This window comes from Kitasatospora terrestris (assembly GCF_039542905.1).
Lineage (GTDB): Bacteria > Actinomycetota > Actinomycetes > Streptomycetales > Streptomycetaceae > Kitasatospora > Kitasatospora terrestris.
In genome coordinates, this window is sequence record NZ_BAABIS010000001.1 from 2,064,750 (window position 1) to 2,078,368 (window position 13,619).

Annotated in this window: 11 protein-coding genes; 2 read left to right on the plus strand and 9 right to left on the minus strand. The window is 74.1% G+C overall.

Going from position 1 to position 13,619, the window contains the following annotated elements:
- Positions 1-149: 149 nt before the first annotated feature.
- The 8 genes from ABEB06_RS09600 to ABEB06_RS09630 form a co-directional block, all read right to left on the minus strand.
- On the minus strand, positions 150-482 hold the full coding sequence (locus tag ABEB06_RS09600) for a YnfA family protein (protein WP_345696389.1): 333 nt from the start codon (positions 480-482) through the stop codon (positions 150-152).
- Positions 483-493: 11 nt separating this feature from the next.
- Positions 494-754, minus strand: coding sequence for a hypothetical protein (locus tag ABEB06_RS39320; protein WP_425559597.1), 261 nt, complete (start codon positions 752-754; stop codon positions 494-496).
- Positions 751-1,203, minus strand: coding sequence for a hypothetical protein (locus ABEB06_RS09605; protein WP_425559598.1), 453 nt, complete (start codon positions 1,201-1,203; stop codon positions 751-753). The genes ABEB06_RS39320 and ABEB06_RS09605 overlap by 4 nt, the downstream gene beginning before the upstream one ends.
- Positions 1,204-1,318: 115 nt before the next feature.
- Complete coding sequence (locus tag ABEB06_RS09610; RefSeq protein WP_345696390.1) at positions 1,319-3,637, minus strand: glycosyl hydrolase family 95 catalytic domain-containing protein; 2,319 nt, start codon at positions 3,635-3,637, stop codon at positions 1,319-1,321.
- Positions 3,638-3,697: 60 nt separating this feature from the next.
- The gene (locus tag ABEB06_RS09615) at positions 3,698-5,650 is read right to left on the minus strand and encodes a beta-galactosidase (RefSeq protein ID WP_345696391.1); all 1,953 of its coding nucleotides are present in this window, start codon (positions 5,648-5,650) and stop codon (positions 3,698-3,700) included.
- A 31-nt stretch (positions 5,651-5,681) separates the two neighbouring features.
- Positions 5,682-6,575 (minus strand): carbohydrate ABC transporter permease, encoded by an 894-nt coding sequence (locus tag ABEB06_RS09620; protein WP_345696392.1) that lies wholly within the window; start codon positions 6,573-6,575, stop codon positions 5,682-5,684.
- Positions 6,572-7,555, minus strand: a complete 984-nt coding sequence (locus ABEB06_RS09625) for an ABC transporter permease (protein ID WP_345696393.1) — start codon at positions 7,553-7,555, stop codon at positions 6,572-6,574. The genes ABEB06_RS09620 and ABEB06_RS09625 overlap by 4 nt, the downstream gene beginning before the upstream one ends.
- The gene (locus ABEB06_RS09630; protein WP_345696394.1) at positions 7,555-9,240 is read right to left on the minus strand and encodes an extracellular solute-binding protein; all 1,686 of its coding nucleotides are present in this window, start codon (positions 9,238-9,240) and stop codon (positions 7,555-7,557) included. The genes ABEB06_RS09625 and ABEB06_RS09630 overlap by 1 nt, the downstream gene beginning before the upstream one ends.
- 273 nt (positions 9,241-9,513) lie before the next feature.
- Between ABEB06_RS09630 and ABEB06_RS09635 the strand changes: the two genes are divergently transcribed.
- Together ABEB06_RS09635 and ABEB06_RS09640 are read left to right on the plus strand one after the other, a co-directional pair.
- Positions 9,514-12,333: a glycoside hydrolase family 3 C-terminal domain-containing protein gene (locus tag ABEB06_RS09635; protein ID WP_345696395.1), complete on the plus strand. Its 2,820-nt coding sequence runs from the start codon at positions 9,514-9,516 to the stop codon at positions 12,331-12,333.
- An 84-nt stretch (positions 12,334-12,417) separates the two neighbouring features.
- Positions 12,418-12,801, plus strand: coding sequence for a hypothetical protein (locus tag ABEB06_RS09640; RefSeq protein ID WP_345696396.1), 384 nt, complete (start codon positions 12,418-12,420; stop codon positions 12,799-12,801).
- A gap of 32 nt (positions 12,802-12,833) precedes the next feature.
- Here ABEB06_RS09640 and ABEB06_RS09645 read toward each other — a convergent pair whose 3' ends face one another.
- A complete protein-coding gene (locus ABEB06_RS09645) occupies positions 12,834-13,604 on the minus strand; it encodes an aminotransferase class IV (RefSeq protein WP_345696397.1) in 771 nt (256 codons plus the stop codon).
- Positions 13,605-13,619: the final 15 nt, after the last annotated feature.

Genomic DNA, 13,619 nt, shown 5'->3' on the forward strand with positions numbered 1-13,619 from the left:
TGGGCCGCCGGAATTGGTCTGAACCTTATTGCGAGGCTTGAACTTAGGGTCGATGCCGAGGACGCGTCAACCCTCGCGTCACGTCCCGGAAACGCCGGACGCCCCCACCGGCCCGGACGGGCCGACGAGGGCGCGGAAGGAACAGCGGGTCAGCGGCGGGGGCCGTACATGATCACGGCGACCCCGGCCAGGCAGATCAGCGCACCCACCACGTCGTAGCGGGTGGGCCGGAAGCCGTCCACGACGACCCCCCAGAGCAGCGAGCCCGCCACGAACACCCCGCCGTACGCGGCGAGCACCCGGCCGAAGGCGGCGTCCGGCTGGAGCGTGGCGACGAAGCCGTACGCGCCGAGCGCCACCGCGCCCGCGCCGATCCACGCCCAGCCCCGGTGCTCGCGCACGCCCTGCCAGACCAGCCATGCTCCGCCGATCTCCAGGAGAGCGGCGAGGACGAAGAGCAGGGCGGAGCGCAGCACGGTCATGACCGGGCAGTCTACGAGGCGCACTCCCCCGCGCGGCGCGCCACCGTGCAGTGGTCGACCCGGGTGCCGTCCACCTTGATGAAGGAGTAGCCGGTGCAGCGCACCCGCGACCACTCCACCGTCTCGGGCACCTTCACCCCGCCCTCGGCGAAGTGGTGGGTGGCGACCTCGTCGACCCGCTGCTCGTGGCCCTCGCAGCTGTCCGGCGCGTCGAAGCCGCACAGGCTGCGGCCGGCGTGGAGGTGGAAGGCCGGGTCCTGGGCCAGGATCACGTGGTCGTTGCCGACCGCGTGCGCGCTGACGCCCTGGTCGCCGAAGGCCGTGAAGGTGAACGGCGGGTACGCCGGTTGTGCCGTCCGTGCCGGGAGGGCGCGGTGCGGAAGGTGGAGAGGGTGGAGATCGCCTGCTGCGAGGCGGGGTCGAAGCCCTGGTGGCCGACCGGGGTGCCGGTCGGGGTCAGCGCGGGGGTGTGCAGCGCCCGCACCTGCCAGGAGATCCGGATCTGGCTGTCCGGCTCGGCGCCGAACGCGAGGTGACGGCCGATCGGCGCCACCATCGCGCCGTCGGTCCCGGCCGTGGTGTCGGCCGGCGCGGAGACCGTCACTGCGCCGCCGCGCAGCAGGCCGCGCCGGGAGAGCCTGCTGCGCAGGTACTCGTGCTGCTCCGCGGTGCTCATCCGGTCGGCGAGCCCCGCGGGCACGCCCATGCGTTGGACATCCATGGCCGGAGCGTTCCAGCGCGCGGTGGCCCCGCCCGGACGTCCGATGAGCGCTCCCGGTCGTGTCGGTCTGGCGCACCGCAAGACTCTCCATGCCTTCGCAAAGTCCGTCGGGCCCTCAGACCAGCGGAAACACCAGCGTCCGGGCGGCGCCGGCGGTCAGCCGGACCGGCTCGGCGGGCTTCCCGCCCGGCACCACGCGCAACTCGAAGCGGCGCTCGGCCGGGGCGCGCAGGGTCACCGAGACCCGCTCGCCGTCCCAGGCCAGCTCCTCGACGGTGGCGCCGAACCGGGTGCGCACGCCGCGCAGCACCCCGCGCTCCAGCCCGGCGACCGGCGCGGGCAACAGCACCAGCCGGGCGGGCCGCCCGTCCTCCTCCGGGGTGGAGCGCACCAGCGCCTCGATCAGCACCCCGGGCAGCGCGTGCGCCACGTCCGCGTTGTACGCCTCGCGGCCCGGGTAGTGGCTGCTCATCAGCGAGCGGTACCAGAAGCCGTCGCCGAGCAGGTGCGCCAGCGGCCGGGCGAGCAGCGCCGGTTCGTCCAGCCGGGCGGCGGCCAGCGCGCGGTGCAGGTGGCCGTGGCCGGAGTGGTTCTCGTCGCCGCGCAGCCGCAGCGCCCGGCGGGCGGCGTCGGCGAGCTCCGGGGTGTCCTCCGGGGTGATCGCGTGCAGCGGCCAGACCGGGTAGAGGTGGCTGACGTGCCGGTGGTCGTAGCCGTCCCGGTGACCCGGCCACGCCCACTCGGCGAGGGCGCCGTCCGCGTTCACCGCGTAGCCGGGCAGCCGCTCGGCGAGGGCCCGCCAGGCGGCGGCCGCGTCCGGGTCGGTGGTGCGGCGGGCGGCGGCGGTGAGCGCGTGCCGGGCGGCGGCCAGGTCCATGGTGGCGTTCGCCGAGGCGGCCCCGGGCATGGGCGCGCCGGTCGCCGGGTCGACCGGGTGGTTCTCCGGCGAGTAGGACGGCACCAGGACGGGTGCGCCGTCCGGGCCGGTACGGGTCAGGAAGTCCTGGTAGAACTCCGCCACTTCGCCGAGCGCCGACCCCAGCCAGTCGACCGCCTCGCCGGTGGTCTCGGCGTGCTCCAGCAGCGGGTGCAGCAGCCAGTCGGCGCCCGCCGTCCAGAGGTGGTGCGCCCAGCTGTGGTTGAAGTGGTACTGCAGACCGTTGGCGCCGTCGGTGTGCGCGGGCGCGACGACGCCCCGGGTGCCGAACAGGCGGGCGGCGTTGGTCCGCCAGTCGGGCAGCTGGTCGGCGACCAGCGCGGCCAGCGCGTGCACCGCCTCCGGCAGGTCGGCGACCGCGGCGGACGCCAGCTGCAGGTTCAGGTTGGCGTTGGTGGTGAACGCGCCGCCCCAGGCGGTGTCCCAGTCCCCCGTCCACAGCCCGCACAGCCGCGGCGGGCGGTGGCCCGAGGCCGACAGCAGGTGGTAGCGGCCGGCCGCGAACAGCGCCTCCAGCAGCGCGGGCTGCACCGCCGACGGGTCGGCCTCCTGCCGGGCCAGCAGCTCGGCCACCGGGCGGGCCCGCTCGGCCGGGTCGGCGCCCAGGTCGAGGGTGACCCGCTCGTACGCGGGCCGGTGCACGGCCAGGTGCCGCTCCAGCAGCTCGGCGTGGCTCTGCGGCAGCTCGTACATGCCGGTGTCCAGCCGGGCCGGGTCGCCGTCCACCGGACCGACCGGACCGCGCGCCACCCGGGTCAGCAGCAGCACCTCGGGCGCGCCGGAGACCCGGACCCGCGGCCCGTCGCAGCGCACCGCACCGCCCGGCGCGAGGACCCTGACCGCCCCGCGGTAGCCGAGCCCGCTCTCCGGGTAGCGGGCCCGCAGCCGCAGCAGCGCCTCGTCGCGGGCCCCGCCGCCCTCCACCGCCGGCGCCTGCGCGGGCCGGCGGACCGAGCGGACCGCGGCCCGCAGCTCCTCCGGCACGCCGGGCAGCCGGCCGTCCACGCCGATCTCCGCCTCGACGCCCGCCCCCTCGGGCGCCACCAGCCGCTGCACCACGACGTCGTCCGCCCGCGAGACGAAGCACTCCGAGCGCCACCGCCCCGCCGCGTCCGTCCACTCCGCCGCCACCACGCCCGTCGCGAAGTCCACGGTGCGCCGGAAGCCCTCCGCCTGCGCCGCGTCCGGCCGGCGGATCCGCACCGCGAAGCCGGGATGGAACCGCTGGACGGACCGCGGCTCCCAGTCACCGCCGAACAGACGCACCGCGCGCTCCTGGTCGCCGGCCAGCAGCGCGTCCCGCATCGCCTCCAACCGGGGTGCGAGCAGCGGCGGTTCCACGCCGCTCAGCGGATCGGGCAGCACCAGGTCGTGGTGCGTCACCACGACGCAGTCGCCGTGCACCACGGCGCCGTGCCGACCGTTGCCGCACAGGTAGCCGTCCCGCCAGTCGTCGGCAAGAGCGGTGTCGAACAGGCCGTGGGCCGGGCTGGACATGGAAGGACCGTCCTCGATCGTAGAACCGCACCGGGCGATGCACCCGGTGGAACCCCCGCGTTACCGCAGCACCCACGCGTCGTACGGGCCGAGCTCGGCGTCCGGCGGCAGCTCCCGGCCGGTCAGCACCTCGTGCCGCCCGGCGCCGGACGCGATCCGGACGGCCGCGCCGGTGTGGTTGAGCACGAACAGCAGCCCGCCCCGCCGGACCGCCTCGACGCCGTCCGGCAGTCCCTCGACCTCCGGCCGGACACCCGCGGCCGCCGCGGCGCCGCCCAGCAGCCGCCGCAGCAGCGCCGGATCCGGCAGCGTCGCCAGGTAGCAGGCCCTGCCCCTGCGGGTGACCGCCGGGGTGCCGTCGGCCAGCCGCGCCAGGACCTCCGTCCCCGCCTCGACCCGCAGCGCCTCGCTCCACAGCGTCGCGGCGCCGTCCAGCCCGGTGAGCGGCGCGCTCTCCTCGCCGAGCGGCCGCCACTCCAGCGGGTGCACCCCCAGCAGCGCGCGCAGCCTGGCGTCCATGCCGCCCTCGCGGACGGTGTCGTTCCCGTCCGCGACGCCGGTCAGGAAGCCGCAGACCAGCGTGCCCCCGCCGGCGGCGTACGCCACCAGGTTGGCCACGGCCGGGTCGTCGGCCAGGTAGAGGTTGGGCACGGTCACCATCCGGTAGCGCCGCAGGTCGGCGTCCGGGCGGACGTAGTCGACGGTCAGGTGCTCGTCCCACAGCGCCCCGTGCCAGGCGAGCAGCAGCTCGGGCAGCTCGACCCGCTCGCTCGGCCGGCCGCGCTGTTCCAGCGCCCACCAGTTCGGCCAGTCCAGCACCACCGCGACGTCGGCCGCGACCTCGCCGCCGACCGCCTCGCCGAGCCGGCCGAGCTCCCGTCCGAGCTCGCGGACCGCGCGGTGCTGCGGGGTGTCCGGGCCGGCGTGCGGGAGCATAGCCGAGTGGAACTTCTCCGCCCCGGAGCGCGAGGCCCGCCACTGGAAGAAGTGGATCGCGTCCGCTCCCCGCGCCACCGACTGCAGGGCCTCCAGCCGCAGCCGCTCGGCGGGCTTGGCCCGGTTCACCGGGCGCCAGTTGACGGCGCCCGCCGCCATCTCCATCAGCATCCAGGGCCTGCCGCCGCCGACCGACCGGGCCACGTCCTGGCCCAGCGAGGCGTACACCGCGGCCCGCGGATCCGCCGGATCGGGGTAGCTGTCCAGCGAGACGAAGTCCTCGGCCGCGGCGAAGGACCAGCAGTCCACGTGCGGGTGGAGGGTCATGAAGTTGGTGGTCACCGGCGCGTCCGGCCGGTGGAGCCGGATCAGGTCGCGCTCCGCGGTGAAGCACTCCAGCAGCACGTCCGAGCAGAACCGCCGGAAGTCGAGCACCGCGGCCGGGTTCGGGAGGTACGGCGCGCTCCGAGGCGGGATCACGGTCTCCCAGGAGCCGTGGCCCTGGCTCCAGAAGGCCGTCCCCCAGGCCGAGTTGAGCCCCTCCAGGGTCCGGTGGCGGTCGCGCAGCCAGCCGCGGAAGCGCTCGGCGGTCTCCTCGCAGTGGCAGACCGGCCCGTACTCGTTGTTGACGTGCCACATCACCACCGCCGGGTGGTCGGCGAACTCCGCCGCCAGGTCGGCCACCAGCGCGCCCGCGTACCGCCGGTAGTCGGCCGACGAGGGGCAGTACTGGTTCCGCGAGCCCCACCACAGGGTGGTCCCGTCGGCCGTGACCGGCAGCGTGCCGGGGTGGAGCCGCCCCAGCCACGGCGGCGGGGAGGCGGTCGGGGTGGCCAGGCACACCTCGACGCCGCCCGTGTGCAGCAGGTCGAGCAGCCGCCGCAGCCAGCCGAAGTCGCGCTTGCCCGGCGCGGGTTCGAGCCGCGCCCAGGAGAACACACCGACCGTCACCGTGGTGACGCCGGCCTCCTTCATCAGCCGGACGTCCTCGGCCCAGGTCTCCTCCGGCCACTGCTCGGGGTTGTAGTCGCCACCGAACAGGATCCGGCCCCGGGTGGCGTCGGCGAGGGATGGCATCAGCGGGTCCTCCTCGGACGGTGCGGTGCGATCAGCCCTTGACGGCGCCGATCAGCATGCCCTTCTGGAAGTGCTTCTGGACGAACGGGTACACGCAGACCACCGGCACCAGGGCCAGCACCATCACCGCCATCTGCACCGAGAGCGCGGGCACCGCACCGGTGTTGATGGCCTGCGACATGCCGGTCGGCGCCTGCTGGCGCAGCACGAAGGAGTTGAGGATGTTCTGCAGCGGGTAGCGGTGCTGGTCGTTCAGGTACAGCGAGGCGTTGAACCAGGCGCTCCAGTACCCGACCGCGTAGAACAGCGCGACCACGGCGACCACCGCCCGGGAGAGCGGGAGCACGATCTGCCACAGGATCCGCCACTCGCCCGCGCCGTCGATCCGCGCGCTGTCGATCAGCTCCGGGGCGACGCCCATGAAGAAGGCGCGCAGCACCAGCAGGTTGAAGACGTTCACCGCGCTCGGCAGGACCAGCGACCAGTAGCTGTCCATCAGTCCGAGGTTCTGGATCAGCAGGTAGGTCGGGATCAGCCCGGCGCCGAAGAACATCGTCACCATCATGGCCAGCAGGATCGGCCGGTGGCCCCACGTCCCGCGCCGGGAGAGCCCGTACGCGGCGAGCACCGACACCAGCATCGACACCGCCGTGCCGACCCCGGTCAGCCCGAGGCTCACCACCACCGCGCGGGTGACCGCGCCGCCGCCGAGGATCTCCTGGTACGCCCGGACCGACAGCCCGCCGGGCACCACCACCAGCCCGCCGGCCTCGGTGACGGTGCGCGGGTCGGAGACGCTGGTCAGCACCACCACCCACAGCGGCCCGAGGATCAGCAGGCAGATGGCCCCCAGGCCGAGCCCCTTGAACCCCTTGCCGACCGCACTCGGTTCTTCCTCCCACACGGGTCGGATCGTCGTGCTCATCTGCTGTAGACCCCTTCCTCGCCGAGGCGCCTGGCGACCCGGTTGGCCAGGACCACCATCAGAAAGCTGAAGACGCCCTTGACCAGGCCCGCCGCGGCCGCGTACGAGAAGTCGCCGCTGCGGATGCCGCGGAACCAGACGTAGGTGTCGAGCACTTCGGAGACGCCGACGCCGACCGCGTCGCGCTGCAGCAGGATCTGCTCGAAGCCGACGGTGAGCGAGTCGCCGACCCGCAGGACGAGCAGCAGGGCGATCACCGGGCGCAGGGCGGGCAGCGAGACGTGCCAGATCCGCCGCCAGCGGCCGGCGCCGTCGGCGGCGGCGGCCTCGTACAGCTCGGGGCTGACCGAGCTGAGCGCGGCCAGGAAGATGATCACCCCCCAGCCGGCGTCCTTCCAGATCGCCTGGGCGGTGATCAGGAACTTGAACAGCGCCGGGTCGGTCATCAGGTCGAAACCCTGGATGCCGTGCCGGCGCAGCAGTTGGGCGATCAGGCCGGCGCCGCCGAGCATCTGCTGGAAGACCGTGATGACCAGCACCCAGGAGAAGAAGTGCGGCAGGTACAGGATCGACTGGACCGCGGTGCGGACGCGGCCGCTCATGACGCTGTTGAGCAGCAGGGCGAGCGCGATCGGCACCGGGAAGAACAGCAGCAGCTGGATCCCGGTGATGGAGAGGGTGTTGGCGACGGCGGCCCAGAACTGGTCGTCGTTGAAGACCGCGGCGAAGTTGTCGAAGCCGACGAACTCGCTGCCGGTGATGCCGCCGCCGTAGACGTCGTAGTCCTCGAAGGCGACGACGTTGCCCAGCAGCGGGACGTAGTTGAAGACGACCAGCAGCGCGAGCGCGGGCAGGGTCATCAGGACCAGGACCCGGTCGCGCTTGAACCGCTGCCACCGGGTGATGCCCCGGGGGGCGGCCGTCGCCGGCGCGGCGGCCTCCCCCCGGTCGGCCCGGCGGCTGCCGAGGACGGTGCTCATCAGCTCCCGCTGCCGTTCTTGTCGAGGATGTCCTGGTAGAAGGCGCGCAGCTCGTCGCCGCCGTTCTTCTTCCAGTTGGCGACCTCGTCCTGCATGTCGCCGATCTTCTTGCGTCCGCGGACCACGTCGTTCTCGATGTCCTTGAACCGGGTGTAGAGCGAGGCGAGCCGGGTCGGCTCCTGCACCTGCATGCCGTAGAACATCGGCTTCTTGCCGAAGGCCATCATCCGGCCCATCCAGTTGGCGAAGTCGGTGGCGGCCTGCGGCTGGTCGGGCCAGGCGATGGCGGGGGCCGGGGAGGCGACGAACTCGTAGGAGGAGACGACCTCCTTGGTGCCGAGCTCGGTCTGCACCGGGGTGCCTGAGGCGTCCTTGGTGTAGTGGAGGCCCTCGACGCCGAACTTCTCCAGCAGGAACTCCTTGCTGCCGAACGGGGCGGCCGCGAAGTCGGCGACGCCGAGCAGCTCCTCGATCTGCGCGCCGGAGAGCTTGGCGGACAGGAAGCTGAAGATGCCGGCCGGCTGGCCGACGTACAGCTCCAGCTTGCCGCCGTCGTGGGCGAAGAAGTCCATCGGCTTCATCCGGAACTTCGGGTTGGCCTTGGCCTGTTCGTTCATCATGCCGCGCATCACGTCGCCGTCGTTCATGAACAGCGTCTGGCCGGAGGTGAAGCGGGTCTTGGCGTCGTTGGTCTTGCCGGCCACCGCGTCGGGGTGGACGCTGCCCTGGGCGTAGAGCTTCTGGGTCCAGGCGAGCGCCTCCAGGTACTCCGGCGTCTCGATCCGGTGGACCAGCCTGCCGCCGTCCTGCTTCCAGTAGTTGGGCATCGAGCCGGGCACCAGGTTGAACAGCACCTGGGCGGTCCACCACATGTCGTCGCAGGCCCAGACCTTGGCGTCGGCGCTGGTGAGGTCCTTGGCCAGCGCGAGGAACTCGTCGGCGGTCTTCGGCAGTCGGGTGATGCCCTTGGCCTCCAGCAGGTCGGCCCGGTAGTACGGCACCACGCCGCCGAGCGGCCGGTTGGGCATGGGCAGGCCGCGGAGCTTGCCGCCGAAGACGCACATCTGCCAGGCGCCGGTGGGGATCGCGGCCAGGTTGGGGTACTTCTTGACCTTCTCGCCGGACAGGTAGGGGCCGAGGTCGGCGGCCTTGGCGCCGATGGCATTGGGGATCTGGCCCAGGATGTTCCAGCCCGGGATGCAGAACAGGTCCGGGACGTTGTCGCCGGCCAGCACCGCGCCGAGCTTGTCCTGGTAGGTGACGCCGTCCTGGAGCTGCCACTTGACCTTGATGCCGAGCGCGTCGTCCATCGCGGCGAAGTACTTGGAGCCGCTGCCCGGGTCCGCTCCCCACAGCGGCGTGAAGAAGGTGTAACTGCCGCCCTTTCCCGGCTTGTTGGCCACGGACGCCTTCAGCTCGGCGGGGAACTTCAGGAACGCCGGGGTGGAGCCGTTGACGCTCGGGATGTCGGGCGTGACGACGGCGGAGGCGGCGTACGCCGGGAGGACGCTCGCCAGGGTGTCGTTGCCGGCCACGCCGCCCTTGGCCGTGGAGCCGCCTTTGCCCGAGGAGCAGGCGGAAAGCAGCCCGCCACCGGTGGTCGCCGCGACCGCGGCGACCGCACCGGCGAGCAGCCGGCGGCGGGAGGGGTTGGCGGCGAGCGCGGCTCTGTCAGCGCTGTTCATGGTGGGAGGAGCCCTTCGTCCTGGCGCGGGGGCGGCGATTGGGGTGGTGCGGACCGGGTCCGTCGAGCGCACTGTCGAAGCGCTTCAACGTGGCGCCGAGGCTAGGCCAGCCGGAGCCGACGCACAAGGGTTTGCACGGGCTTCACAGTTCAGGACTTGACCACGACACAGGCGGCACGGGCCGCTTCGGGCCAGGTGCGCACCTTGACACCACCACGGCGGACTGCGAACTTCGAAGCGCTTCGATCGCCAGCCCGCCGGAGGACCGCCGCCATGTCAGACGCCCCGTTCCGCGACCCGCGGCTGCCCGTCGACGAACGGGTGAAGGACCTCCTCTCCCGGCTCGAACCCACCGAGAAGATCGCCCTGTTGCACCAGTACGCGCCCGCCGTCCCGCGACTCGGCCTGGCCGCGCACGTGACCGGCACCGAGGCGCTGCACGGGGTCGCCTGGCTCGGCGCGGCGACCTCCTTCCCGCAGGCGGTCGGCCTCGGCGCGACCTGGAACCCCGAGCTGGTCCGCGCGGTCGGCGAGGCCGTCTCCACCGAGGTCCGGGCCTTCCACGAGCGTCCGCCCGCACCCGGCCGCGAGGCCCCGATCAGCCTCAACGTCTGGGCCCCGGTGGTGAATCCGCTGCGCCACCCGCTCTGGGGCCGCAACGAGGAGGGCTACGCCGAGTGCCCGCTGCTCACCGCCGAACTCGCCACCGCGTACGCGCAGGGCCTGCGCGGCGACCACCCGGTGTACTGGCGCACCGCCCCCACGCTGAAGCACTTCCTCGGCTACAACAACGAGACCGACCGCACCACCAGCTCCTCCGACCTGCGCCAGCGCGTCCTGCACGAGTACGAACTCCCCTGCTACCGAGGCCCGGTGGAGTCCGGAGCGATCGCCGCCGTGATGCCCTCGTACAACGTGGTGAACGGCCGGCCCGCCCACGTCAGCGGCTACCTGAAGGACGAGCTGCGCCGCTGGAAGCACGGCGCCGACCTGCTGGTGTGCAGCGACGCCGAGGCCCCCTCCAACCTGGTCGCCGCGCAGCGCCACTACCCGGACCACGCCACCGGCCACGCCGCCGCACTGCGCGCCGGGGTGGACAGCTTCACCGACCACGGCGCCGACCCGCAGGTCACGGCCGCCCGGTTCACCGAGGCGCTGGAGCGCGGCCTGGTCGACGAGGCCGACATCGACGCCGCCGTCGCCCGGCTGCTCACCCTGCGGATCCGCACCGGCGAGCTCGACCCCGGGCTCGACCCGTACGCCGGAACCGGCCAGGCCGTGGTGGACTGCCCCGAGCACCGGGCGCTGGCCCGCGAGAGCGCCCGGCAGGCCGTGGTGCTGCTGCGCAACGAGGACGCGCTGCTGCCGCTCGCCCCCACCGGCACCCTGGCGGTGGTCGGCCCGCTCGGCGACGACGTGCTGCGCGACTGGTACAGCGGCTCGCTCACCCACCGCACCACCCTGCTGGACGCGCTGCGCGCCCGCCTCGGCGCCGAGCGGGTCACCCACACCGACGGCCTGGACCGGATCGCGCTGCGCTCCACCACCACCGGCGGCTACCTCGGCGCGGGCCCCGACGGCCTGCTCGCCGCCACCGCCCCCGCGGTCGGCGGGAGCGAGGTCTTCGCCGTCCAGGACTGGGGCCGGGGCGTCACCACCGTGCAGGCGCACGACGGCCGCTACCTCACCAAGGACGACTACGGGCTGCTCGCCGCCACCGCCGACCACCCCGACGCGTGGGTGGTCCAGGAGGCCTTCCGGCTGGAGCGCGGCGAGGACGGCCGCACCCGGATCCAGCACCTGGGCAGCGGCCGCTGGATCGCGGTGGCGGCCGGCACCGGCGCGCTCACCACGTGCACCACCGCGTACGAGGAGGCCGAGCCGTTCGTCTGCCGCCTGGTGTCGGCCGGCGCCGCCGCGGCCGCCCGGATCGCCGCCGCGGCCGACACCGTGGTCGTGGTGGCCGGCAACGACCCGCACCTGAACGGCCGGGAGACCGAGGACCGGGTCGACCTCGCCCTCCCCCCGCAGCAGGAGGAGCTGCTGCGCACCGCCCGCGCCGCCAACCCGCGCACCGTCCTCGCGGTGGTCTCCGGCCACCCGTACGCCGTCGACTGGGCGGCCCGCGAGGTCCCGGCCGTGCTGTGGACCGCGCACGGCGGCCAGGAGGGCGGCGCCGCGCTGGCGGACGTCCTGCTCGGCGACGCCGCGCCCACCGGCCGCCTGCCGCAGACCTGGTACCGCGCCGGGCAGCCGCTGCCCGGCCTCCTGGACTACGACATCATCGCCGGCCGCCTCACCTACCAGTACCTGGACGAGGAGCCGCTGTACCCCTTCGGCCACGGCCTCGGCTACACCGCCTTCGGGTACGGCCCGCTGCGGGTCTCGCTCGACGACGGACGGGTGGTCGCGGCGCTCACCGTCACCAACACCGGGCGGCGCGCGGGCACCGAGACCGTCCAGCTGTACGCCCGCGCACTGGAGGCCCGGCACAGCGCACCGCTGCGCCTGCACGCCTTCCGGCGCGTGCAGCTGGCACCCGGCGAGGCCCGCGAGGTGGAGTTCGCGGTGCCGCTGGAGGCGCTCGGCCACCGGGACGTCGCCCACCACCGCTGGGCCGCCCCGGCCGGCCGCCAGCTGCTGGCCGCCGCCGCCAGCGCCGGCGACCTCCGCTCCACCGCCGAACTCGCCCTGCCCGCCGCGGAGTCCGCGCCGCGACCGGCGCACGGGACGACCGTCCTCGCCCGCGACTTCAACGAGGCGCAGGGGGCCCGGATCGTCGAGCGCAGCCGCGCGGAGGGCGGCGAGGCGGTGGAGGGCGCCGGGCTCGCCCGGCTGCTGTTCCACGACTGCGACCTCGGCGGGCGGGCCGGCCGGATCCGGCTGACCGTCGCCCGCGCGCTGCCCGGTTCCGCCGCCGTCGAGGTGGAGCTGGACGGCAGGGTCACCACCGTCCCGGTCCCGTCCACCGGCGGCCCGCAGGAGTGGACCGAGCTGACGGCCGGACTCGCCGCGCCCGCCTCCGGCGTGCACGACGTCCGGCTCACGCTCCGGGGCGCGCTCCGGCTGGACCGGTTCGGCTTCGAGAGCTGATCACCGGCACCGTTGACACCCCGCGGCCGTCCGCCCATCCTCTCCACACGGGAAGAGTTCGACGGTTCCGGGGGGACAACGGACATGACGGTTCATCAGTACGGCGGGCCGATGCCGCGCCCGCTCAAGTTCGCGATCGGCGGCCTGGTCTTCCAGGTGCTCGCCAACGGCCTGGTCGGCCTGCTGCTGCTCGGCCTGAGCGACGGCGACGACGACTCCGGGGTGCTCGGCGCGATCGGCGGGATCACCCTGTTCCTCGCGCTCGTGCTGGCGATCTGCGCGGCTCTGGTACCCCGGCGGCTGCGCTGGGTGCGCGTCACGGTGACGGTCATCGAGGGCCTGGCGGTGCTGAACGGGATCGTCGCCCTGTTCAGCGGCTCCGTCCCCGGCCTGCTCGGCATCGTGCTCGCGATCGCCATCCTGCGGGCGTTCAACTCGCCCGAGGGCAAGGCCTGGTTCACCGTCTGACCGGATCCGGCACCCCGGTGCCCGATCCGGCGTCAGACCGGCTCGCCGGGCAGCTCCCGGTACGCGGCGCGCAGCCGCTCGACCACCGGGTGCTCCCCGGCGAGCGGCCGCCCGTCGACCGCCGAGACCACCCGCACGCCGACCGCGGCGTTGGTGGCGAACGCCGCCTCGAAGCCGTCCGGCGAGCGGACGTCCTCCGCCGACCAGTCCTCGTCCACCCGCTGCAGCAGCCGCATGGTGGTGCCGACCAGGATCTCGCCGCGCGGCCAGACCACCCGGCCGTCCCGGACCAGCCCGAGGTTCCAGGTGCCGCCCTCGGTCAGCCGGCCCGCCGGGTCGGTGAACAGCACGTCGTCGAAGCCGGCCAGCAGCGCCTCCCGCCGGTGCCGCAGCGCGCCGTACAGCCCGACGCCCTTCACCTGCGGCAGGTCGCGCACGTACGGGACGGTGCGCACCCGGATCGGCCCCGCGGCGAGCGGGCCGGCGGGGCGGGTGGTGACCAGCACCCGCGGGTGGGCCGGGCCGCCGATGGTGCCGAGGTCCAGCGCCGGGTCGAACAGGGTGACCCGTACGTTGACCGTGCCCTCCCCGGGCAGCACCCGCCGGACGTACGCCCGCACCCGGTCCGGGTCCGGCTCGGTGCCGAACAGCGCCCGGCAGTCGGCGGTCAGCCGCTCCAGGTGCAGCGCCAGCCCCCGGACCCGGCCGTCCTCCACCCGCACGGTGGTGAAGTGCCCGTAGTTGGTGAGCGCCAGCACCTGCAGCTCCGCCGGGTCCACCGGCCGCCCGTCGAGTTCGGTCATGCCCTCAAGGATGGC

Coding starts and splice junctions, on each gene's coding strand:
- ABEB06_RS09600 (WP_345696389.1), bottom strand. CDS start 482: ATGACCGTGCTGCGCTCCGCCCTGCTCTTCGTCCTCGCCGCTCTCCTG.
- ABEB06_RS09605 (WP_425559598.1), bottom strand. CDS start 1,203: ATGGATGTCCAACGCATGGGCGTGCCCGCGGGGCTCGCCGACCGGATG.
- ABEB06_RS09610 (WP_345696390.1), bottom strand. CDS start 3,637: ATGTCCAGCCCGGCCCACGGCCTGTTCGACACCGCTCTTGCCGACGAC.
- ABEB06_RS09615 (WP_345696391.1), bottom strand. CDS start 5,650: ATGCCATCCCTCGCCGACGCCACCCGGGGCCGGATCCTGTTCGGTGGC.
- ABEB06_RS09620 (WP_345696392.1), bottom strand. CDS start 6,575: ATGAGCACGACGATCCGACCCGTGTGGGAGGAAGAACCGAGTGCGGTC.
- ABEB06_RS09625 (WP_345696393.1), bottom strand. CDS start 7,555: ATGAGCACCGTCCTCGGCAGCCGCCGGGCCGACCGGGGGGAGGCCGCC.
- ABEB06_RS09630 (WP_345696394.1), bottom strand. CDS start 9,240: ATGAACAGCGCTGACAGAGCCGCGCTCGCCGCCAACCCCTCCCGCCGC.
- ABEB06_RS09635 (WP_345696395.1), top strand. CDS start 9,514: ATGTCAGACGCCCCGTTCCGCGACCCGCGGCTGCCCGTCGACGAACGG.
- ABEB06_RS09640 (WP_345696396.1), top strand. CDS start 12,418: ATGACGGTTCATCAGTACGGCGGGCCGATGCCGCGCCCGCTCAAGTTC.
- ABEB06_RS09645 (WP_345696397.1), bottom strand. CDS start 13,604: ATGACCGAACTCGACGGGCGGCCGGTGGACCCGGCGGAGCTGCAGGTG.